15 protein-coding genes are annotated in these 25274 nt (G+C 35.1%); 7 read left to right on the top strand and 8 right to left on the bottom strand.

Going from position 1 to position 25274, the window contains the following annotated elements; genetic code table 11:
- Positions 1–5: 5 nt before the first annotated feature.
- The 4 genes from Y10_RS04560 to Y10_RS04545 form a co-directional block, all read right to left on the bottom strand.
- Positions 6–2309, bottom strand: a complete 2304-nt coding sequence (locus Y10_RS04560) for a glycoside hydrolase family 65 protein (protein ID WP_281764180.1) — start codon at positions 2307–2309, stop codon at positions 6–8.
- 11 nt (positions 2310–2320) lie between these two features.
- Positions 2321–2983 carry a beta-phosphoglucomutase gene (gene pgmB, locus Y10_RS04555; RefSeq protein ID WP_281764179.1) on the bottom strand — a complete coding sequence of 221 codons (663 nt, stop codon included), beginning with the start codon at positions 2981–2983 and terminating at the stop codon, positions 2321–2323.
- A 7-nt stretch (positions 2984–2990) separates the two neighbouring features.
- Positions 2991–4346 carry an MFS transporter gene (locus tag Y10_RS04550; RefSeq protein WP_281764178.1) on the bottom strand — a complete coding sequence of 452 codons (1356 nt, stop codon included), beginning with the start codon at positions 4344–4346 and terminating at the stop codon, positions 2991–2993.
- Positions 4347–4531: 185 nt separating this feature from the next.
- Entirely contained in the window at positions 4532–5557 is a 1026-nt protein-coding gene (locus tag Y10_RS04545) for a LacI family DNA-binding transcriptional regulator (RefSeq protein WP_281764177.1), read from the bottom strand.
- Between the two features lie 222 nt (positions 5558–5779).
- On the opposite strand from Y10_RS04545, the gene Y10_RS04540 reads away from it, so the two are divergent.
- The 5 genes from Y10_RS04540 (at position 5780) to Y10_RS04520 (ending at position 15403) form a co-directional block, all read left to right on the top strand.
- Complete coding sequence (locus tag Y10_RS04540; protein WP_281764176.1) at positions 5780–8719, top strand: SusC/RagA family TonB-linked outer membrane protein; 2940 nt, start codon at positions 5780–5782, stop codon at positions 8717–8719.
- An 8-nt stretch (positions 8720–8727) separates the two neighbouring features.
- On the top strand, positions 8728–10353 hold the full coding sequence (locus tag Y10_RS04535; protein WP_281764175.1) for a RagB/SusD family nutrient uptake outer membrane protein: 1626 nt from the start codon (positions 8728–8730) through the stop codon (positions 10351–10353).
- A 16-nt stretch (positions 10354–10369) separates the two neighbouring features.
- Positions 10370–11575, top strand: coding sequence for a SusE domain-containing protein (locus Y10_RS04530; protein ID WP_281764174.1), 1206 nt, complete (start codon positions 10370–10372; stop codon positions 11573–11575).
- A gap of 60 nt (positions 11576–11635) precedes the next feature.
- Positions 11636–14440: an alpha-amylase family glycosyl hydrolase gene (locus Y10_RS04525; protein WP_281764173.1), complete on the top strand. Its 2805-nt coding sequence runs from the start codon at positions 11636–11638 to the stop codon at positions 14438–14440.
- A 117-nt stretch (positions 14441–14557) separates the two neighbouring features.
- Entirely contained in the window at positions 14558–15403 is an 846-nt protein-coding gene (locus Y10_RS04520; protein ID WP_281764172.1) for an NHL repeat-containing protein, read from the top strand.
- Here Y10_RS04520 and Y10_RS04515 read toward each other — a convergent pair.
- On the bottom strand, positions 15400–19116 hold the full coding sequence (locus tag Y10_RS04515; RefSeq protein WP_281764171.1) for a metallophosphoesterase: 3717 nt from the start codon (positions 19114–19116) through the stop codon (positions 15400–15402). The genes Y10_RS04520 and Y10_RS04515 overlap by 4 nt on opposite strands.
- A gap of 49 nt (positions 19117–19165) precedes the next feature.
- On the opposite strand from Y10_RS04515, the gene Y10_RS04510 reads away from it, so the two are divergent.
- Complete coding sequence (locus Y10_RS04510) at positions 19166–20377, top strand: Pycsar system effector family protein (protein ID WP_281764170.1); 1212 nt, start codon at positions 19166–19168, stop codon at positions 20375–20377.
- A 34-nt stretch (positions 20378–20411) separates the two neighbouring features.
- Here the strand turns inward: Y10_RS04510 and Y10_RS04505 are convergent, their stop codons facing one another.
- On the bottom strand, positions 20412–22799 hold the full coding sequence (locus tag Y10_RS04505; RefSeq protein ID WP_281764169.1) for a GAF domain-containing protein: 2388 nt from the start codon (positions 22797–22799) through the stop codon (positions 20412–20414).
- Positions 22800–22927: 128 nt separating this feature from the next.
- On the opposite strand from Y10_RS04505, the gene Y10_RS04500 reads away from it, so the two are divergent.
- Positions 22928–23707 carry a DUF3050 domain-containing protein gene (locus Y10_RS04500; protein ID WP_281764168.1) on the top strand — a complete coding sequence of 260 codons (780 nt, stop codon included), beginning with the start codon at positions 22928–22930 and terminating at the stop codon, positions 23705–23707.
- A 73-nt stretch (positions 23708–23780) separates the two neighbouring features.
- Here Y10_RS04500 and Y10_RS04495 read toward each other — a convergent pair whose 3' ends face one another.
- Together Y10_RS04495 and Y10_RS04490 are read right to left on the bottom strand one after the other, a co-directional pair.
- Positions 23781–24110: a 2Fe-2S iron-sulfur cluster-binding family protein gene (locus Y10_RS04495; RefSeq protein WP_281764167.1), complete on the bottom strand. Its 330-nt coding sequence runs from the start codon at positions 24108–24110 to the stop codon at positions 23781–23783.
- A gap of 34 nt (positions 24111–24144) precedes the next feature.
- Positions 24145–25197, bottom strand: coding sequence for an NAD(P)/FAD-dependent oxidoreductase (locus Y10_RS04490; protein ID WP_281764166.1), 1053 nt, complete (start codon positions 25195–25197; stop codon positions 24145–24147).
- Positions 25198–25274: the final 77 nt, after the last annotated feature.

Here is a 25274-nt window from a genome sequence, read left to right as displayed (position 1 = left end):
TAAATTTATATTGTTTTTAATGCTGCCTTAGCAGTAGCTTTTTCACCGTTTAACAAAATGGTAAGATCTTGATCTCCGTCTACTGTAATAGTAGTTCCACCTTGTGTAACGTTTACCTTCAATACGTGGTTTCTAAAGTTTACTTTAAACGTATATCCGTTCCATTGTGCCGGAATTTTAGGCTCAAAAGACAACATACCGTCTTTTACACGCATTCCTCCAAAACCTTCTACAACACTCATCCAAGTACCTGCCATAGAGGTAATGTGTAACCCTTCGTGTACTTCTTTGTTATAGTCATCTAAGTCTAAACGAGAGGTTCTTAAATAGAACGTATATGCCTGCTCCATTCTGTCTAATACCGCAGCTTGAATACTGTGAACACATGGCGACAATGAACTTTCGTGTACTGTAAATGGCTCGTAAAAGTCAAAGTGACGTTTTAAATCTTCTTTGCTAAACTGATCTTCAAAGAAATAGAATCCTTGTAACGTATCTGCCTGCTTAATATATGGAGAACGTAAAATTCTATCCCAACTCCATTTCTGGTTAATTGGTCTTTGACTCTTATCTAAATCTGCTACGGTAATTAATTCCTTATCTAAGAAACCATCTTGTTGTAAGAATACATTGTGCTCTTCAGAATATGGGAAATACATATTATCAGCTACCTTTTTCCACTCCGAAATTTCGGCATCTGTTAAGGCTACTTTCTCCATAATACGAGCATAATCGTCTCCATACTCTTCTTTAATCTTAGCAACATTTTCCGCAGCGTAGTTAATACACCACTGTGCTAAATAATTAGTGTAGAAGTTATTATTTACGTTGTTTTCGTACTCATTTGGTCCGGTAACCCCTAAAATAACATACTTGTTACGGTTGGTAGAAAACGTAGCTCTTTGGTGCCAAAAACGTGCAATAGCAATTAATACCTCTAAGCCCATTTCTGGTACATAGCTATAATCTCCTGTGTAACGTACATAGTTAAAAATAGCAAATGCAATAGCCCCATTACGGTGAATTTCCTCAAAGGTAATTTCCCACTCATTGTGGCATTCTTCTCCGTTCATGGTTACCATAGGGTATAATGCAGCTCCGTTAGTAAACCCTAATTTACCTGCATTTTCAATAGCCTTATCTAACTGATTGTAACGGTATTTTAGTAAGCTACGCGCAACATTTTCATCTTTTGTTGCCATATAGAAAGGTATACAATACGCTTCGGTATCCCAATAGGTACTTCCCCCGTATTTTTCACCTGTAAATCCTTTCGGACCAATATTTAAACGGTCATCTGCCCCTGTGTAGGTTTGGTTTAATTGGAAAATGTTAAAACGAATACCTTGTTGTGCTTTTACATCACCATCAATGGTAATATCGGCCATTTCCCAAACTTTAGCCCATGCATCTTTTTGTGTTTGTAACAATCCGTCAAAACCAAGTGTGGTAACTGTATCTAAAACTGCATTAGCAGCTTCTTCTAACTTTTCTACTTCATGGTTCATAGAAGTTACATACCCTGCAAATTTATAGATGCTAACGGTACTACCTTTAGCAACACTAGTAGTGTAGGTATGACTTAATAAATCTTTAGTGGCTTCAGCAACTGGTGTAAGCTCTTTTACTTCTCCATCTACAGTAATACTATTACTCATAAAAGTACAAGCGGTATACTTGGTTTTTAACGTACGTGCTGTTACAAAACCTCTTACCCCATTCTCGTTAACCGCTAAAGGCTCCCAGAATTTTTCTTCCCAGTTGGTGTCTTTATTTTCAATACCCGCATCTACATACGGTATTAAAGTAACCTCTGCATCACTATTTAAAAGGGTAACACTATATTTAATAGCTCCTGCTTCATCTTCTTGTAAACTTAAGAAACGTAGCGCATCTACTTTAAGCTCTATACCGTTAGGCATTGTTGCTTTAAAAGTACGGTTGTGCCACCCTTCTTTCATATTTAATTCTCTGCGGAATTCAGTTACCGATGTACAGGTATTCAAATCCAGCATTTCACCATTCACCTTCACATTAATCCCTATCCAGTTTGGTGCATTTAATACTTTAGCAAAGTACTCCGGATATCCATTTTTCCACCAACCAACTTTGGTTTTGTCTGGGTAATAAACTCCAGCTATATAGCTTCCTTGAAAGGTGTTCCCGGAATAGTATTCCTCGAAATTGGCACGCTGTCCCATAGCACCATTTCCTATACTAAAAAGGCTCTCGGAAGAACAAACTCTTTCCGGCTCAAAGCCCTCTTCTATAATAGACCAGTTATCTGGTATGATATAATCCTGATTCATCTTTGTTGTTGTTATGTATTTGTTGTTGCTTGTGTTTCAATAAATTCCAGTGTAATTTCTGTAAAACTTCCAAAAACATGATCTGCTTCTATAAGTACATCTTTACTTCCTAAACCTATAGATAGCATATTTGTGTTATTAGCTGCTTCTACTCCGGCTTCAGAATCTTCAAATACTACGCATTGCGCATACGGTACATTCAAAGCTTTAGCCGCCACCTGAAATACTTCAGGGTCTGGTTTTGCTTTGGTTACACTATTACCATCTGCAATGGTGTCAAATAGGTCAAAAATACCTACGTGCTTTAATATTCTTGGTGCATTTTTACTAGCAGAACCCAAAGCAATAGGATACCCTTTAGCCTTAGCCTCTCTAATAAATGATTCTACTCCCGGAAGAATATCATCTGCAGTCATTTTATCTACATAGGTTAGATAATCAGCATTTTTATTAGCCGCCATTTCATCAAATTTCTCTTGAGAAACAGTAGCACCTGCCCATTCTAAAATCTTGTTTAGTGAATCTACACGACTCACCCCTTTTAATTTCTCGTTCAGTTCTTCTGTAAGTTCAAAACCTACTTCTTCTGCTGCCTTTTTCCATGCTAAAAAATGGAATTTAGCTGTATCTACAATTACCCCGTCAAGGTCAAAAATGAGTCCTAAAGTTTTCATGAATTTTTTATTTGGTTTGTATTGCTGTATCATCTTCATCTTTAACAAAGCGCATTAGTATTGCAGCAATGATTAAAGAAACTCCACTCGTAAGTAAGGCATAGATAGCATTACCTCCGTAAGCCCACTCTACTAATGGACCACCAATTAGTGCGTTCAAAATTTGTGGTATCACAATAAAGAAATTGAAAATACCCATGTATACTCCCATTTTCTTGGCTGGTATAGCTCCTGAAAGTATCGCATAAGGCATAGCCAAAATACTAGCCCAACCAATACCTACAAAAACCATTGAAAGTATCAACCAATTTTCATCTGGCATAAAATAAACAGAGATAAGACCAAGCGCTCCAAACAATAAGCAAATAGTATGTGTAGTTTTACGTCCTACTTTTTTAGCAATAGCTGGCAATAAAAAAGCAAATACTGCTGAAACACCATTATAGACTCCAAAAAGAACACCTACCCAATCTGCAGCTTCATTATAAGTGGCACTATCTGTATCTGTAATAGGAAGCCCATATATGTGATGTGCAATAGCAGGAACGGTAAAAACCCACAAACCAAATAACCCAAACCAACTAAAAAACTGCACTGCTCCTAACTGTTTCATAGTAGCAGGCATATTTCCAAAATCGGTAAAAATATCTGATAAACGAGGTTTCTCTTCCTTTACTATAGGTTCTTCATTAGTATTCTCTTCAAATTGAGCTAATTCTTCAGGAGAGTATTCCTTGGTTCTTAAAATGGTAACCATTATACTGCCCACCAATACAACGGCACCTACAATAAATGATAATAATAAATTTAAAGGTACTGCGCCACTAACCTGAACATTAGACACTCCAAACCAATTGGTTAATATATAAGGAAGTACAGAACCTACAACAGCTCCTATACCAATTAATATTGTCTGCACACTAAATCCAAGCGTACGTTGATCAGAAGGCAAACAATCTGCTACTAAAGCTCTGAAAGGTTCCATAGCCACATTAAAAGAGGCGTCCATAATGGCAAGCATTCCAGCCCCTACCCAAAGAGCAGGCATAATAGAAATAAACAAGTCTGCCTGAGGCATTAAAACTAAACCTACAGCTGCTAGTAAAGCACCAGTCAAAAAGAAAGGCTTCCTACGACCTAATCGGGTCCAGGTATTATCACTATAATGACCTATTATGGGCTGAACTATTAAACCGGTAACGGGAGCAACAATCCAGAACCAAGACAGTTCATGTACATCTGCTCCAAAATTTTGTAAGATTCTACTAGCATTAGCATTTTGCAAGGCAAATCCCATCTGGATACCTAAGAACCCAAAGCTCATACTAATAATATCCCACAAACTCAAATGACGCTTTTTCATCTGTATTTATGAAAATTGTTTTACAGAAGGTAATCTGTATGCGACCAAAGCACGCAGAAGACTATCGTAAAAATTATTAAACATTACGATAAGCGCTTTGCTTATCAAAACTTAATACGGTGAGAAATGAAATATATATAAGTTTCGATGCCACAAAGATAGAACTTTTTTCTGAATGGAAAATGTTAAGAAATCTTTTTTGTTGATTCTCTTATGGTTAAGCTAGATTTCACTACCTCAGTACGGTAGTATTCGTCTTCTTCTACTTCTTCTAATTTATCAATAAGCATTTCTGCCGCCTTTTCTCCCATTTCTACCCCATGCTGATTGATGGTAGACATACGCGGGTAAGAGTATTTAGACAAAATACCATCGGTAAAACCAATTACAGAAACATCTTCAGGAATTTTGAGTCCGCGTACTTGTGCCTCACGCATAGCACTAACAGCAAAGGTTTCATTCACCCCAAAAATTGCATCAAACTCTTGGGTTTCAAACAGGTTTCTTATAGGTTCTTCACAATCTTCGGTATCCTCAATTTTTATGATAAGGTTTTCATCTATCTCAAAACCTGCATCCTCTATAGCGTTTAAGTAGCCTTGGGTTCTTAGTTTACCCACACTTACATAATCTACAGTGGTAATAAGGGCTATACGCTTGCAACCTGTATCTATTAAATGGTTCACTGCACGGTAGGTTCCTTGAGCATCATCAATTACCACTTTATCACAATAAATTTCTTCAGCTACCCTATCAAACAACACCAATGGCATCCCCTGATTAATAGCTTCTTTTAAATGGTGAAAATCTTTTTTGGCTTGTGTTTCTTTAGAAAGCGACATAATAAACCCATCAATACTACCACTGGCAAGCATCTCCATGTTTATCACCTCTTTATCAAAAGATTCATCAGACAAGCATACAATAACATTGTACCCTCTTTTATTTGCCACCCTTTCTACTCCACTAACTACGGTAGTAAAAAAGTGATGCACAATTTCAGGAATAATAACCCCTATATTTTTAGTTTTTCTGTTTTTGAGACTTAAAGCTATGTTATTTGGCTTGTAATTATACAACTTAGCAAAGGCTTGAATTTTCTCTCTTGTTTCTAATCCAATGTCTGAACTATCTCTTAAGGCTTTAGACACCGTTGCAATAGAAACATCCATCTCTTTTGCTATTTGTTTAAGGGTAAGCTTTCTTCTCATATTATATTATTATCAAAAATCAATATATTCTTTTAAAACATCAATATTTAAAAGTTCATTAAATTTAATTATGTTAAATTTAAGAAAGTTTTCAACACTCAATCGTTTAAGTAATGTTTCGCGCACGCGTACATTAAGATTACCTCAGTTTTTTACATAAATTTAACACCGAGAAATGAAATATATCTTTTTAAACAACAAATGAATTTAACACACAATTGTATGAACACTTTACAAAAATACATGTTATTTCTGTTGTTTTGTATCCCAATTACATTTTGGGCGCAAACAACGGTAAGTGGAGTGGTAACCGAGAGTGCTACAGGCATGCCCATTCCGGGTGCCAACGTAGTTATTCCTGGAACCACTACAGGTACTACAACTGATTTTGATGGTAAATACCAAATTAACGCAAACGATGGCGAAATGCTTGAGTTCTCGTATATTGGGTTTATCACTCAAACTGTTAAAGTGACCTCAAGTACTATTAACGTTGCGTTAGTAGAAGACACACAACAACTTGACGAAGTAATTGTGGTTGGTTATGGTTCTGAAAAGAAAACAGAGATAACCGGATCGGTAAATAAAATTAGTACCGAAGATTTTAACAAAGGACCTATTGTATCGGCAGACCAATTAATTACAGGTAAAATTGCCGGGGTTGCTGTAACCTCTGGTGGTGGTGCTCCTGGTGAAAGCCAAAGCATAATTATTCGTGGTAACGGATCTTTATCATTAAGCAGTTCTCCATTAATAGTGGTTGACGGTATTCCTTTAGATAATGGTTCTGTAGGTGGATCAAGAAACGTACTTGATTTTATTAACCCGAACGATATTGAAAGTATGACCGTATTAAAAGATGCTTCTTCTACCGCTATTTACGGTTCTAGAGCAGCTAACGGGGTTATTATGATTACCACTAAGAAGGGTAAAGGAAAAGAATTTAAGTTTAACTACAACGGCTCTACAACGTTATATAAACCAACAAATTACGTTGATGTTATGAACGCTGATCAGTTTAGAACTTTTGTAAATGCTAACGGTACTGATGCTCAAATAGCCTTATTAGGTAACAGTAATACCAATTGGCAAGAAGAAATTTACACAGAGGCTGTAGGGTACGAACACTCTTTAAGTGCTATGGGTAACATTAAAGGTTTTATGCCAGTAAGAGCATCTATAGCATACTCTAACCATGATGGTATTTTAAGAACGGATAACTTTAACAGAACTACGGCTTCGTTAAACTTAAGACCTTATTTATTTGACGACCATTTAAAAATTGAATTAAATGGTAGAGCAATGTATACTGAAAACCGTTTTGCTAATAGAGGAGCTATTGGGTCGGCTGTAGATTTTGATCCTACTCAATCTATATATGGTGGTCCAGATGATGTTGCCAACTATTGGGGATGGTATGACATACAAAATGGAGAAACCGTACAAAACAACTTAGCACAAACAAATCCACTGGCACTATTAAACCTATACAGAGATACTGCAGAGGTGAGACGTTTTATTGGTAGTGCTAAATTTGATTATAAATTACACTTTTTACCAAACGTAACAGCTACTGTAAATGTTGGTTTAGACAAATCTAATGCACATGGTAGAAACATTACTTCTCCATTAATGCCTTCTTCTCAATTAGACTGGAGCGGAGCACTTAATAGTTATATCAACAGAACAACTAATAGCTTATTTGACGGGTATTTAACCTATACCGGAGAGGCAGATAAGCATTCATTAACTGCTGTAGCTGGGTATTCATACCAAAAATTTGAATATGATAACTTTAGTTATGATGGCCAAAGAGAACAAGATGGTTTAATAGCTAAGTTTATTGATAAGTCTAGAAATGTATTACTATCTTATTTCGGTAGAGCTACGTATTCTTATGACGACCGTTATGTATTAAAAGTAACCTTTAGAGCAGATGCTTCTTCCGTATTAAATCCAAATGACAGATGGGGTTATTTCCCTGCAACTTCGGTAGCTTGGAATATTGACAATGAGAACTTCTTAGAAAACTCTAAAACGTTTAGCACTTTAAGATTACGTGCTGGTTATGGTGAAATTGGTAACGTTAATGGTTTAGCTCCTTACCAATTCTTACAAAACTACTCTATTAGCCAAGACACCGCTAATTACCAATTGGGAGTAGATGCTAACGGAGATCCTGTATATTATAACACTTACAGACCAGATGCTTACAACGAAGATTTACGTTGGGAGATTGGTAAAACTTTAGATGTTGGTTTAGACTTTGGTTTATTCAACGAACGTGTAAGTGGTTCGGTTAGTGCTTACCTTAAGAAAACAGAAGACCTTATTTCTTATGTAAACGTTTCTCCTTTTACTAACTTCTCAAATGGTATCAACGATAACATTGGTGATATGGAAAACCGAGGTATCGAATTAGAATTAAATGTAACACCTGTCCAAACAGAAAACTTCACATGGAGTTTTGGGTATAACTTAGCATTTAACGATAATGAGATTACAAGCTTACCAGTTCCTGTAGATACTGGTGGAATTAACGGTGGTACTGGTAACCAAATTCAAATTCACCAAGAGGGATATGCTCCATTTAGTTACTATGTGTACAAACAAGTATACGATACTAATGGTAACCCAATTGAAGGTGCTTACGTAGACAGAAACGGAGATAACATTATTAACGATGATGACCGTTATATCTACAAAGATCCGTATGCTGATATTATTATGGGATTCAACACCAATTTAAATTATAAAAACTGGGATTTATCTGTAGTAACAAGAGCTAATATTGGTAACTATGCGTATAACAATATGGCATCCGCTAAAAGTCATACTATAAGAGCTACCGAAAATAACATTCTTACCAACCTGCATACTGACTATTACAACACTCAATTCACATCGTTAACCGATCAAGGTTTATTAAGTGATTATTATATTCAGGAAGCATCGTTCTTTAAAGTAGATAACATTACCTTAGGGTACTCTTTAAAAGAAGCTATTAAAGGTATTGACAAAATGCGTTTTTATGGTTCTGTACAAAACGTAGCTACTATTACAGATTATGACGGACTAGACCCTGAAATTTCTGGTGGTATTGATAACAATTTCTATCCAAGACCAACCTCTTTTGTATTTGGTGTTAATGTAGACTTTTAAAAAAAACAATGATGAGATATTTTAATAATATATTAAAGGTACTACCGGCGGTGTTAATTATGGCTTCTTGTACAGGAGACTTAGACCAAACACCTATTGACCCGGATAGTTTTACCGAAACTGATGTTTTTGCAAATGCTTCTGAAGCAAAAGGAGCTTTGGCAAAATTATATGCCAGTTTGGCTTTAACAGGGCAAACAGGACCTGCAGGTAACCCTGATATTAGTGGTATTGATGAAGGTACTTCTCAATTTACCCGTATGTTATTCAGCTTAAACGAATTGACTACAGACCATGCTGTGGTAGGCTGGGGAGACCCAGGATTACCTGATTTACACGCTATGAGTTGGGGGGCTAGCAATGACTTCTCTACTGCTATGTACAACCGTTTAGGTCAAGAAGTTTCTTTCTGTAATTCATTTATAGAAAAAGCAACTGCTTTAAACGAAGATCAGCAAGTGGAATACTTCATTGCAGAAGCAAGATTTTTAAGAGCGTTTGCATACTACAACCTTATGGATATGTATGCTAATGTTCCACTAGTAACAGTAGTTTCTACTGAACTTCCGTTACAAAACACTAGAGAGGAAATCTTTTCTTTTGTAGAAACTGAATTATTAGCCATTCAAGATTTATTGCCTACTAGCGGGGCTAATGAATATGGTAGAGTAGACCAAGTTGCTGCTTGGGCATTGTTATCTAAATTATACTTAAATGCTGAAGTATATATTGGTCAAAACTTATATACTGAAAGTTTAACTTATTCTAATATGGTTATTAACTCTTCTTACAGCATTAATACTACCGATGCCAACGGAAACGGTTCTGCTTACGATGAATTATTTTTAGCAGACAACGATTCTAACGGAGCGCAAAACGAGTTCATTTTTGCTTTAAATTTTGACGGTAATTCTTCAAGAACGTATGGTGGTACTACTTTCTTAGTACATGCTGCCATTGGTGGTTCTATGAATGCAGCTGACTTTGGAGTTAATGGTGGATGGAGTGGTTTACGTACCACAAGTGCTTTAGTAAGTAAGTTTGACGACGCAATTACTGCTACCGACACTGATGGATACCCAGTAGCTTGGGCTGATTCTAGAGCAATGTTCTTTACTGAAGATCAAAACTATAACATTTCAACCATCGCTAATACATTTACAGATGGATACGCCGTTACTAAATTTAAAAACGTTGACAGTTTTGGTAACCAAGGTAATGATGAAGGTGGAGATTTTGTAGATACTGATTTACCTATTATACGTTTAGCAGAAATTTATTTAAACTATGCTGAAGCAACCCTAAGAGGTGGTGCTGGAGGTAATACCAATACAGCCGTTGACTTAATTAACGAATTACGTGAGCGTGGGTATGGTAATACTTCAGGAAACATTAATGCAGGCGATCTTACATTAGACTTTGTACTGAATGAAAGATCTAGAGAATTGTATTGGGAAGGGCAACGTAGAACTGACTTAATCAGATACAACTACTATACTACAGCACAATATTTGTGGCCATTTAAAGCAGGGTCTGCTAATGGTGCTGCTACAAGTGCTTTCAGAGTTTTATTCCCATTGCCTAGTACCACACTATCAGTAAATACTAATTTAACGCAAAACCCTGGTTATTAATATAAAGAAACAGATCATGAAAAAAATAAAATTTATATCAGCCTTTATTTTAAGTATCTTTTTACTTAATGCTTGTATTGATGATGAAGATAACTTCTCATTTGTTGCAGCACCTGACACAGCTGGTCAGTTTGAATTTACCAATTCATTCTTATCAGAATATACATTAACACAAGAAACTTCTTCTAACATTGGAGAACGTTTTACTTGGGAAACTCCAGATTTTGATGTTCAAACTCCGGTAGAATTTGAATTACAAAAATCTATTATTGGTGATTTTACCGATGCAGAAAGTGTTATTACGAACATTTCTGGAAATGAAGCAGTAGTAACTATCGGGAACTTAATGAGCTATGCTGCTGAAGCAGGTTTAGATAACGACCCTGATACAGATGCTCCTGATGCTGGTTACATCTACTTTAGAGTAAGAGCCTACGTTGGTGAGCCAACAGAAACTACTGAAATGATTAGTACTTCTCAAGCTTTATATGTAACCTTACCTGCTCCTGTAGATACTGGTGCTCCTGTATGTGACTTAGATCAACTTTGGTTAGTTGGTGCTGGTGTTCCTGATGCTGGTTGGGGATGGTCTACTCCTGTAGCTTTACCATGTTCTGGTGACGGTATTTACTCTGGTAACGTAAGATTCCAAAATACTGTAGATAACAACAACTTTAGATTCTTTACTGTTGAAGGTGACTGGAATTCTGGACAAAATTTCCCTTACTACAGTACTACTGAAGGATATACAATTGATGCTAATTTTGTAGATGCTGGTGACGGAGATAACAACTTTGGTTTTGTTGGTGCTAACGGTACATATTTATTAACTGTTAATACAGTAGATAAAGTAATTACGCTTTCTGCTCCAGCTCCATCTGAAGGATGTGATAACGAGCAATTATACTTAGTTGGTGCTGGTGTTCCTGACGCTGGTTGGGGATGGGATAACTTAGTTACTATTTCTTGTTTAGGAGATGGTGTATATGGTGGTCCTGTAACTTTCCAATCTACTACAGACGCTAACAACTTTAGATTCTTTACTGTTGAAGGTGACTGGGGTTCTGGTTTAAACTACCCTTACTATGAAACAGCAGGATATACTATCGATGCTAACTTTGCAAATGCTGCAGATGGAGATAGTAACTTTGCCTTTATTGGTACAGATGGTACTTATTATTTAACCATTGACACTGTTAACCTTACAATTACTTTAGAGTAATAAATAACATTATAAAAAAGGCTGTCTAACGACAGCCTTTTTTTAATTAAAATAACATCTATGAAAAACATAACTACATTATTACTGTTCTTATGTGCTTTAACCGGATGGAGCCAAATAACTACTACTCCCAATCCACCAGAAGCAGATCAGGCAGTAACTATATATTTTGACAAAGCCGGAACTGGTTTAGCTAGTTACACCGGAACCATATATGCGCATATGGGAGTTACGGTTGATGGTAACGTATGGCAAAATGTAGTAGGTTCTTGGGGTAATAACACTACACAACCTTCTTTTACCTTAGTATCTGGTACAACGTATTCGTTAGATATTACACCAGACCTTTACACCTATTTTGGTGTACCTACCACAAGTACTATTAGCCAAATTTCAATGGTATTAAGAAGTGCAGATGGTAGCCAACAAACATCACCAGACTACTTTATTGAAGTAGGTGGTTTTCAAATGACAGCTTTATCTCCAGATGAAGACAGTAATACTATTGTACCTTCTGGCGGTACCTTACCTATTAGCGCTGCTACATCATTAGCGGCTAATTGGACCTTAACCAGAAACGGAACTTCTGTTGCTACTGCTACTAACACCACAACGTTTTCAAGCAACCAAACCATTACAGGAGATTCAAGTTTTGAACTTACTGCAACAAGTGTAGCAACCTCAGAAGTAATTACCAAACAATTCTCTGCTATTACAACCCCTAACGTTACTTCGCAAGCAATACCAACAGGTATTGTTCAAGGGATTAACTATGATGATACAGACCCAACAAAAGTTACCTTGGCTTTATATGCGCCCAACAAAAATTATGTACACGTAATTGGTAGCTTTAACAACTGGCAAATTTCTAATAGCTATTTAATGCACAGAGATACCAGTGATTCAGATCTATTCTGGATTGAAATTACAGGCTTAACTGCTGGTGATGTATACAGCTTTCAGTACAGAACTGATGATGGTGTAAAAGTAGCCGACCCATACTCTGATTTAATACTTTCACCAAATGATGACCCTTATATTGATAATATTACTTACCCTAATATGCCAGTATACCCTAGTGGTCAAGAATTTGCTGTATCGGTAATACAAACCAATCAAGCAGATTATAACTGGCAAACTACAGACTTTGACAGACCTGATAAAGAAGACCTTATTATTTACGAACTACTAATTCGTGACTTTAACACAGAGAAAACCTGGACTTCTTTAAGCAACCAAATAGATTACTTTAAAAACTTAAACATAAACGCTATAGAAATTATGCCGGTTATGGAGTTTGAAGGTAATATCTCATGGGGATACAACACTGCGTTTCACTTAGCTTTAGACAAAGCTTACGGACCTGCAGATACCATGAAAGAATTTATAGATTTATGCCATGAAAATGGTATTGCCGTGATTCTTGATGTTGCCTTAAATCACGTATACGGAAGATCTCCTTTAGTTAGAATGTGGATGAATGACCCTGACGGAGATGGTTATGGCTCGCCAACAGCGGCTAACCCTTACCTTAACGTAAATGCTATGCATGCGTATAGTGTAGGGTACGACTTAAACCACCAATCTACAGCTACACAATACTACGTGGAAAGAACTATAGAACATTGGATTAATGAATTTCATATAGACGGATTCCGTTGGGATTTAACTAAAGGATTTACAAACAACTGTACTTCTGGTGATGAAAACTGTACCAATGCTTACCAAGCAGACCGCGTAGCTATCTTAAAGCAATACGCAGATTACCAATGGGCTTTAGACCCAGATTTCTATGTGATTTTTGAACACCTAGGAACGGATGCTGAACAAGTTGAATGGACAGACTACCGTATTAATGAAGATAAAGGTATTATGGTTTGGGGTAAATATACAGACCCATACAACCAAAACACTATGGGATATACATCTGACAGTAACTTTAACGGAATGGACTTTGAAAACCATGGATATGCTGAGCCTAGATTAGTAGGTTTTGCAGAAAGCCATGATGAGGAGCGCATGATGTTTAAAAATACTGCTTATGGAAATGCATCTGGTACTTACAACGTGCAAAACACTGCAACCGGATTAGAACGCATGAAAACCTTAGGGGCTGTATTATTTACCATCCCTGGTCCTAAAATGTTCTGGCAGTTTGGAGAGTTAGGGTATGACTATAGCATTAACTACTGTGAAAACGGAACCATTAATAATGATTGCCGTACCAATCCTAAACCAATTCCTTCTGAAATTGGCTATACTACCGATGCCAACAGAACATCTGTATACGATACTTGGGCAGAAATTATAGATTTAAGATTAACAGAAGAAGTTTTTGATACTGAAACATTTACCATTACTTCTAACCAAGGTAACTTATTACCTAAAATACACGTTTGGAATGATGATTTAGCAGCTACCGATTTAAAAGATGTAGTAGTATTAGCTAATTTTAATGTTACGTCTTCAAACGTAGCACCAACATTCCCGTATACAGGAACATGGTATAATTTATTAGACGGATCTACAATAAATGTAACCTCTACAGGAACTGATTATATTTTGAATTTAGCTCCCGGAGAATATAGAATTTATGGAAATCAGCAACCAGGGTTAGCCACTAACAACCCTGAAGTTGAAAACATAAAACTATATCCTAATCCGGCTCAAAACTATTTTAGTTTATCTGCTGCCACTAATAAAGTGCAGTTATTTAACACAAACGGACAACTTCTTGGTAATTATGAAGGTGATTTTGAAGCTCATAGCAAATTTGATATTAGCCACTTAAACACCGGATTCTACATTATAAAGGTTATCGGAACTAACGGTTCATACAATAGCTTTAAGTTGTTTAAAAATTAAGTTTGTATTGATTTGTTTAGTTAGGGCTGCCTTAGGGCAGCCTTTTTTTTGCGTTAAAGATTCTTAAAGCCCTCGCCTAAGTATATTGCATCCATTATCTTGCAAAAAAATTAAGCCATGAAAAAGTTAATTGCTATAGCATTTTTAATACTAACAAGTTGTACTAATTACGGGCAAATACATACCCTTACCAAAATAACTAAAAAACTTAAAGAAAACAGCGGACTAGCTATTACTGGTAAAGACTCCTATTGGGTAATTGAAGATTCTGGTAACGATAACGCCATCTACAAACTTTCTGAAAAAGGAAAAATGGCACGTGAAATAGAAATTGAAAATGCTAAAAATGTAGACTGGGAAGAACTTACCATGGATGATGATGGCAATGTATACATTGGAGATTTTGGAAACAACCGTAGTGAACGTAAAAACTTGGCCATTTATATTATTAGCAACCCTGATAAGATAGAAAAAAAGAAAACGAAAGCTAAAAAAATAACATTTAGTTACCCTGAGCAAAAAGACTTTCCTGCAAAAGACGAAGACAAGATTTTTGATTGCGAAGCATTCTTTTATCTAAACGGACAACTTTATTTATTTACAAAAGATAGAAGTAATCCATACGCCGGAAGATGTTTCTTATACACAATCCCTGCAACTCCAGGAGATTATAAAGCTACTTATTTGGCAACCCATAACTTTGGTAAAGATTACCATACAGGAAGTATTACTGCTGCAGATATTTCCCCAGACAAAACTAAAGTTGCCTTATTAACCCATAAACATTTATATATATATAGTGATTTTACGGGTAGTAAATTCTTTGAAGGAAAGTTAACTGTTTTAGATTTAGAGGACAACTCACAAAAAGAATCGGTTGCCTTTAAAGACAACCGAACTTTATTAATTAGTGATGAAGCATCTAAAAAAGATGCCAAATTATACGAAGTTACACTTCCTTAAAATTTGAATCCGAAAGCAAAAGAGAAACGTAAACCATCATCAGAGTTAAACAACATTAAATCGGTATTTACAGAATCTAGAATATTTACCCACATTCCTCCTCCGTAAGAATGTTGCCACTTATTAGCAGTATCGTTTTTCACCCATACTCTACCGTAATCAACTCCACCAAAAATCCCTATCTTAAGTGGTAAGAATCTAGTTTTTATATCTCTTAGGCTGTAACGTATATCTTCATTAAAAACTAAACTATTTCTACCAGTAAAACGTTGATTTCTAAAACCGCGTAAACCTGTATTACCACCTAAATTAGCTGCCTGATAAAATAGAAATCCGTCTCCAAAGTTGATATGTGTAGCGGCTGAAGATTTTAAAACCAATCGCTTGCTTCTTGAAATAGCATTATAAAAATCTACATTCGATTTTAAATACCCAAAGTTGCTATCCATACCCTCTAAGTTAGCAGTAAAACCTGTAGTTAGGTTAAATAGCATACCTCTGCCTGGTATTAACTTATCATCATAGCTTTCAAAGTGATAATTACCTTCTATAGAAGAAAAATATTGCCAATCAAAAAATGGTGCGGTTGCATCGTAATTATCTATAAATCTACCTTCAGATTTATGTACCTCTGCTCCATCAAACTTTACTTTTAACTGAAAATCGCTACCATAATTAGAACGTCTTACTAACCCACCGTATGCAGATAAGTAACGCATTTTAACACGGTTAAAATCCATCCCATTATCATCATCATAATTTGGGGTGTCACTACCATAACCAAAAAAGTTCTGTGCAAAATTATCGCTAGTAAAACGACCACCAAACATGATGTTAGTTTTATTGAATACATTAGCTACTTCACCATCATACAGTAATTGGAAACCATTAGTAGCAAAATAATACCCCGCAGTTAGCGAATGCTTCGAGGTAAACGGATTGGTTTCAAAACCATAAAAAGTTTTACTTGCTTTTACGCCTAAACTAACTCCGTCATCAGGGTTAAAACCTACCGCAGGCAAAAACGTAGCAGAACTATATCTATCCTTTTTATAATTAAACAGATTTATTTTATAATCATCGGTAAACTTAAAACGAGCTCCCCCTTTTTTCTCTACCGTGTTCTTTTTAGTTTTATGGTCATACACTTTAATGTTTTTACCATTTTCAATATCATAAATATCGTTGTTCTGACCTCCTATAATTCTAATCTTTACCGGATTCTTTCCTTTACCAGTAACTCTAAATATATCTCCATCATCCAAGCCGTAAATCCAAATCTCTTTCGTTTCCTTTGTATAGAAAACTTTCTCTACCATTTTTTTCTCCTTTTCACCTTTTATATTACGGTAAATTTTAATGGTAGTTTCACCATCTCCACTTCTATTTATTTCAAAAATATCATCTTTATCTGTTCCTCTTAAAATAACCAGTTCGCTCATTAAATCATAATATCGGCTAGCAATGTCTACCATATTATCTCTTCGCTCTTTAAAAGTACTCTTTAACTTTTCAAAATGATCATCTTGAATTTCTTTTGGGAACCACTTAGCAAAGGCTTCATCTATAACTTCATCAGTTAAGTGCTCTTTTATATAAGCCCCTTCTCTTTTAAAATCTTCTCTAGTATAGTTTTGTAATAGAATTCTATCCATTGGTAATGGTTCTTTATTAAACCATCTTAAGTTTTTCAACTCACCATCATATACCTGAAACATTTGGGCTGCGGTAACCATTCCTCTGATAGTTCCTAATAAACTACCATCATAGCTAGAAAAAGCCTGATCTCTATCTCTTGGAATAGGCTCATATAATTCTTCATCTTCCTTTTCAAATCGTGCCCATCTCCATTGGTCTTCGTGTCTGTCCCAGTCGCCTAGTACCATATCAAACAAACGAGCTCTTATATAAGCCCCCTCATCTAACTTGTACTTTTCATCATCTCTTAGATTTTCAAAAAACTTATCAGTACTATCAATATCATCAGGCTTCCCAAAGTCTGACTTATACAAAAACTCATCCATTGGTTTTTCTTCAATCATATACAACTCGTCTCCATACTCATCATTATACTTACCTAATGCTTGTTGCTTAGGAACGTAATATAATTTAGGGTTGGTATGGTATACATTAATGGCATCTGCTAAATCTGCCACAGAAAAGGCCGCATACGGGTGCTGTGCTGTATAAAAGTCTTTTAAGATATCTTCTGGCAGGGTATTATCTAAATCATTCTCTATATATGTATCTTTAAAAGCTACTGCTTGCAGAAATCTAACCGCACTTTTTTCCAAAGCACGCATATTAAACTCTCTTCCCTCTTTATCTACTAACCGCAAAGTTTTAGATTGATGACCTCCTCCCTTTCTAACCGGAGTAAGCCCACCCTTTAATGTATCTAAATCTACTGTTTTAGCAGTAATTTTAGTACCATAAACTTCTCTGTAGTGAGAACCCCATAAATCGTTATAAAGTTTAGATTTCTCTGTGTCGTCTGTATTATAAACAGAAGCTTTTATAGTTTGAGGAAAAGTAGTAGGCAATGTATCTACTTTAAAGGTAGACTCAGCAGGGTGTACTTCCGTTTCAAACATTAACTTAGCACCCTCTCCTTCGGCTCCGTAATAACGTACCCAAGAAGATCCATCTTCAAAAACATCTAAAATAGCAAACCCTTCTTTTCCATAAGTAAACTCAGCAAAGTTTGAAATTTTAGTAGCAGAAGTTTTAGACCCCGCGCCAGATACAATTTGGGCTATCTTACCATCTCTACTATATTGTAAAGAATGCTCATGCCCAGAAACAAATATGATACGGTCTACATCAGAGTTTTTGGTTAGTGTTATAATTCTATCCGCTAATTGCTTGTAACGTTCATTAATACGATCCTGAATAGAAATACCACCAGATTTTCTTACTAGGGTAATTAAACTACCCACTCCAGGCATTGGTATACCCGACTGAAAAGGATATACTTGCTTATTAAAAGCAAACTGCCCGCCATGTGGTCCATTTGTGTATAACGGATGGTGAATAGCAAAAATGATTGTTTTATCTTGGTAATCTTTTAGTGCATCTTCAATTTCTAAAAACAATTTATCTCTTGTTTTAATATCACACTTATCGTTAATGGTTGGGTTATTATCCCAATCTTCTAAAAACCACTGAGAGTCTAATATTAATAGATGAATATCATCGCTAATTTCTACACGAGTAAATCCACATCCATCCTCTGGGAAAAAGCTCTGTTTCTGTTTATCTTCTAACTTTTTATTAATGTATTTTTCTTGGCGTTCTAATCCCTTTATGCCACCACTATAGTATTCATGGTTACCTGGTATAAACATAATTTCTCCAGGAAATTGTTTCATAGTTTCTATTTGAATATCCAATCGGTATTCTGCCAGAGCTCTATCAGGATCGTCTTTTTTAGGCATACCTAACGGATATAAATTATCTCCTAAGAATAAGGCGTAGTCTTGATTTGGCATGGTATCTAATACCGATTGCAAGGCTTTTAATCCAGGGGTAGTACCACCCATAGGTGCATTCCCGGCATCGCCAATTAGAAAAAAACGTTTTTCCAATTTTCTATCTACCGGATACGAAACCTGTTTGGTCTCTTCCTCATCAAGATACTGTGCTTTATATGTTGCACAAGCGTTAAAAATTATTAAAACTAAGCCAAAAACGGAGTATCTTTTCAGTTTCATAAAGGGTATATCTTTTTTTTTTATAATTTGGATGAAATTCTTGCTGAAAATGAATCAACAATTGATAGATAACATAAGTAATTATGTAACAGACCTTCTAACCAAAGGGCTAGATGAGACTTTTTTATACCATAACCTACGTCATACACATCAGGTAGTTAAAGGTACTAAAGTATTGATTGAAAAATGTGAAATAAATGATAAAGAGCGTGAAAGTTTAGTTATAGCCGCTTGGTTTCATGATACCGGCTATACGGTAGATGGTGGCAAAAACCATGAGGAAGAGAGTAGTAAAATTGCTAAAGCATACTTAACAGAGCATAATCATCCTGAAGACCAAGTTGAGTTGATTTGTAGCTTAATTTTAGCAACCAAATTTGGGCACGAACCCAAAAACTTACCTGAGATGATTATTAGAGATGCAGATACTTCTCACTTTGGAGAAGAGTCTTATCTTGAAACTACAGAACTTTTACGAAAAGAGCTTATTCTTAGAGATATTAAAAAATTATCTATTGAAGAATGGCGTACCGTAAACATTAAAATGTTAAGCTCTAAACACCGTTTCTATACCAATTGCGCAATAGATTTATGGCAAGAGCAAAAAGATAAAAACATTCAATCTTTAATTAAAAAGGAGAAGAAAGCAAAAAAGCGTGCTAAAAAAGAGAAACTAAAGGTTAAATACAAAAATGAAAGCCCAGAACGTGGGGTGCAAACCATGTTTAGGGTAGCTCTTAAAAACCATATGGAATTGAGTGCTATTGCAGACTCTAAGGCAAATATTTTATTATCGGTAAATGCCATTATTATTTCGCTTGCACTATCTAGTATTTTTCCTAAACTAGACAACCCCTATAATCGTTACTTAGTAATTCCAACAGGTATTTTCTTATTATTTAGTGTTATTTCCATGATACTTTCGGTACTAGCTACTAGACCCAATGTTACGCAAGGAGAATTCTCTAAAGAAGATGTTACCAACAAAAAGGTAAACCTATTATTCTTTGGTAATTTTCATAAAATGAAATTAAATGATTATGAGTGGGCAGTTGGAGAATTGGTAAAAGACAAAGATTATTTATACACCAGTCTTACCCGTGACTTATATTACTTAGGGTTAGTGCTTCATAAAAAATACAAAATATTAAGACTTACCTACACCATATTCATGATAGGTATAGTTATTTCTGTAATTGCCTTTGGTGTGGCTTATAATTTATATGGAAATATAAGAGAACTTTCAGATCTTGCTAATTAGCAAGATCTGAAAGTTGAAGTAATTTTATTCAATATTATTTCAGTACCGATTTAGTTTTTAATTCTGGCAATTCCTGTAGCGTAAAATACTTATTCATTTGCTCTGGGTCATTGCTTGTATAAAGTACTTCTACTCGAATAGCCTTTAAACCACTTACCCCTTGTAAAGACTCTAATTCTACCATTTCTACATTTTCAGAAATGTACTTTTGTACTTGTAATAGTTTTATATAACGTAGATACTCATGCTCTTCTTTTTTAGAAACATACACAATGGCTATTTTACCTTCTTGAGTAACACGCTCATTAGTGCCTTTAATTAAAGATTTATCTAAACGCTTCTTAATTACTTCATACCTAGCGTTGTAGGTACCATCTACATCAAACTTATGCTCATCTAATCTAAACCTAATAGATATGGTTGTGTTATGCACTAAAATTAAAGAGGCTGCTTTCATTTTAAAAGGCAACTCTGGTTGTAATTGGTAAAATTCATTTTCCATATCACACATTACCTGCAACTGCCATAATCTTAAATTATTAAGATAAAGCTCACTAAATTTCTTATCATTAGAAATAGACTTTCCTATGTACATGGTATGCTCTACCCCATCTGTTTTATAGCGTTCAAAGTAGTGCGGAAACATTTTTTGTGCCTCTACTTGTTTCTCATCAATAACAGCAGCCATGGCTTTATTGATATTACCAACTGAGTTATCATAGTCTTTTCTATACTTATAGATAATACCACTTTCATTAAGGGACTCTCTATAACTTTTAATTGATTTTTGTAATGATGTATTTATAAGCACCAAATGATCCAACACAGGTTCTATTTCCTCTTGTAGAAAATCTAAAATAATCTGTTCACTATCATTTTGATATTCCTTACGTAAATCAGTAATAAAGGTTTTAATCCTATATTTTATTTCATCATAAATAGGAAGTGACTCTTGCTTTGAAACATCATCAAATATCTTGTTCAATAGATTTAACTGAATCAATAAATCCTTCTTCGTACTTTCATTTCTAGCATTAGAAGATTCTTTAATATCTATCTGTCCATAAAGCGGGTACACATCTTCAAAAACTATTTCTTGAAAGCTTGTAGACCTACCGGTATTAACTTCTTTTAGGAAGCGCCTAGCTTCTCTTTCGAATTTCCAGAATACACTTTCGTGAATAGATGTACACTCTTGCTGAATAATTGCTTCAATAAGATTTTTTTCTTCCGTTTTAGATCTCAAAATAGTAATTACTAAATACGGAATTACATCATCTAGCTTATTTGCATTAATAGAATTTAATTCTAAAATTCTAGGAGATCCTAACTCTATAATACCTAGTAACTTTCCTTGATTAGAAATAGGAGCTAAAATAGCACTCTTTATACCAGCATTATACAAAGATTTATAAGGCTCTTTCTCTGGGTTTTTATTATAAAATTTAGGCACATTGGTAATAGCAAAATAGGTGTTATTTACTATCAAGGCCTCATAAGACTCATCACACAGAGCGGTATGGCAATCGTAATGACTTTTTTCACAAACAATCATACTCCTTACCCCATTATATGGCAAACGCTCAAAACTCTGCTCTTCTTCATTATACAGCGTAAATCCAATTTTAATATCTGGAATATTAAACATAGATTTAAAAATCTCCTGAAAGTTGTTTACAAACAACTGGCTGCTCTTATCTAATGCTAAAAGGTTTGTTTTTAACTCTGATATGGCATTATCTAGGGTTACATCAAACATATTAGAAATGACAAACCCTTTACACACATAGCTATTTACAGGAAAATATTTTTTCCAAACTTCAATATCATTAAAGTTATTTAATAAAACGCTTATATCATCCTCAGTTAAATCAATTGCATTCTCTGTTGGGAAAATCTCAATAAAATCAGCATTATGAGTTATTCTATAATGTCTCATAATACCATTTTTATCAGGTATATCGTAATATAATGGCCTACCAAAATCTACCGTAATATTGTAATATGCCTTTAAAATAGCACAACATCCAAAAATATACTTATCTACCTCAAGCATATTTCGTATTTCAGGCTCGTACCCTATGCCTCCAGCAGAATTCTCTAAAATATTCTTAAACCTATCAGAAGAATATAACACCACCTCTTGAAATGGTGTGGATGCTATTTTTATTTCATTCCTACTCAACGTAGGCGCAAAAATATCTTTCAGTAAGATATTTAAAGGTTCTTTTAATTCTTTAAGTAACGAAACATCATCAAAACCTTCCCTCAATATTGGATATTTCTCCGCAATGCCCATTATGTAGGTAGCCTTATTAGCTACCAATTCATTATCACTATCCACCAAAGTTTCGTAATGAGCAAACAACTTCTCACAACTTATCAAAAACTTAAACGGCATATTTTGCTCTAAACTTTTCATAGACTACAAATATAACAATTACACCACCCTTAGTTAAGGAGCTTCTCAACTTTATTTGTCGTTAAAATTCTTAAAAAATAACAGCGAGCCATGAATAAATTTTATTTTTGGCAAAATTTAAATTCATAATGATCGCAAAACTCAATGAATCAATTTCTTCGCACAGAAACAGATTACTAAATCATAAGTTATACAAAAAAATTGTAACCCCTGCAGACCTTAAGATTTTTTTAGAACATCATGTTTATGCAGTTTGGGACTTTATGAGCTTATTAAAAGCTTTACAACAACAATTAACTTGTACTACAACTCCTTGGCTACCTTATGGGAATCCTGAAACACGTTACTTGATTAACGAGATTGTTTTAGCAGAGGAAACCGATATAAATAAAGAAGGTAAAAGACAAAGCCATTACGAAATGTATTTAGATGCCATGATAGAATGTGGCGCTAATACAACACCCGTAAAAGATTTTTTAGGTGCTTTAGCAAACGGCACTAGCATACAAGACGCTATAGCCAATAGCACCCTGGAAGAAAGTATTAAACAATTCTTGAAATTTACGTTTGACGTAATTGATGAAGGAAAGCCTCATAAAATTGCTGCTGCCTTTACTTTTGGAAGGGAAGATCTTATACCAGATATGTTTACCGCCATTTTAAAGGAAATGCAACTACACTTCCCTGAATTGAATATTGAAAAGCTCGTGTATTATTTTGACAGACATATTGAACTGGATGAAGATGAACACGGCCCAATGGCATTACAAATGGTAAGTGAACTATGTGGTACTGATGAAACTAAATGGAAAGAAGCTACCGAAATATCTATAGATGCCCTTGAAGTAAGAATTAAACTTTGGGATGGTATTTATAACAACATCATTTCAGAGCAAACTACAGTATAAGCATAAACAAACAGCATTAAAAAAGGCTATATCTGGTAGATATAGCCTTTTCTGTTTTATATTGTTTCCAATATTAAGCTTCTGGAGCCAATTCTAACTCTAGCCCATCTAAATCTTCTGTTAGATGTATTTGGCAACCTAGCCTACTATTATCTTTCACATTAAAAGCTTCCCACAACATAGCTTCCTCATCGGGCGTTTTTTCTGGTATGTCATGGTCTGACTGTATGTAACACTGACAAGAAGCACACATAGCCATACCCCCACATATACCAATGGTACCTTCAGGAGCCAACTCATAAGCTCTTACCAATTCCATTACATTCATATTCATATCGGTTGGTGCATCTACTGTGTGAGGCACCCCGTCTCTGTCAGTTATTGTTATTTTAATATCACTCATTAATTCTTTCTTTTATAGCAATTTAACAGTTAACCTAGTCTATACTTTTTACAACTGCTTTCTCTGCTTCTTTTCTACTTCCATCAAACCCATCTACACCTGAAACGGTAGTGTATTTAAGTACATAGCGTTTACCAGGGTTAATACGGTTATAAACACTTTGGCACATTAAAGTAGCCTCATGGAAACCACATAAGATAAGCTTTAATTTACCAGGATAAATATTAACATCTCCAATAGCATAAATACCTTCCACATTGGTTTGGTAATCTAATGCATTGTTTACTTTAATGGCATTTTTTTCAATTTCTAGTCCCCAATTAGCTATAGGCCCTAATTTTGGTGTTAACCCAAATAAAGGAATAAAGTAATCTACATCTAAAGAAACAGTTTCATCTGCCTTTTCTATAGTAACCGACTGTAAATGCTCGTCACCTTTTAAAGCAACTACCTCAGCAGGTGTTATTAGACTAATCTTTCCTTTTGCTTTTAATTCCTGTACTTTTTCTACAGAATCTAAAGCTCCTCTAAATTCATTTCTACGGTGCACCAAAGTAACAGAAGAAGCCACTTCCGATAAAAAGATACTCCAATCAAGAGCAGAATCTCCACCACCAGCTATTACAATTTTCTTATCTCTAAATTGCTCAGGATCTTTTACGAAATATTCAATTCCTTTTTCTTCAAACAGCTCAATGTTTGGAATGATCGGTTTTCTTGGTTGAAAAGTACCTAACCCTCCTGCTATTGCAACTGCTTTGGCGTGGTGTTGTGTTCCTTTATTGGTAGTAACTATAAAAGTACCGTCCTCTTGCTTATCAATAGTTTCAGCAGTTTCTCCTAAGGTAAAACCAGGTTGAAACTGTTTAATCTGATTCATTAAATTGGTTACAAGGTCTCCTGCTAAAACTTCAGGATATCCGGGAATATCAAAAATTGGTTTCTTAGGATATAACTCTGCCAATTGCCCTCCTGGTTGTGGTAAAGCATCAATTAAATGACACTTCATTTTTAATAATCCAGCTTCAAAAACTGCAAATAATCCCGTAGGGCCGGCTCCAATAATAAGTATATCTGTTGTAATCATGTAAATAAGTTTCGGAGAAAAGAATACCTCTTTCCTTCATTTGAAAAAATTCATAACAGTACACTACAACACAAAAT

This window comes from Neptunitalea lumnitzerae, assembly GCF_027924185.1.
In the GTDB taxonomy this organism is placed as follows: domain Bacteria; phylum Bacteroidota; class Bacteroidia; order Flavobacteriales; family Flavobacteriaceae; genus Neptunitalea; species Neptunitalea lumnitzerae.
The sequence above is the reverse complement of the archived record's forward strand: the minus strand, read 5'-3'. Positions and strand labels throughout refer to the sequence as shown.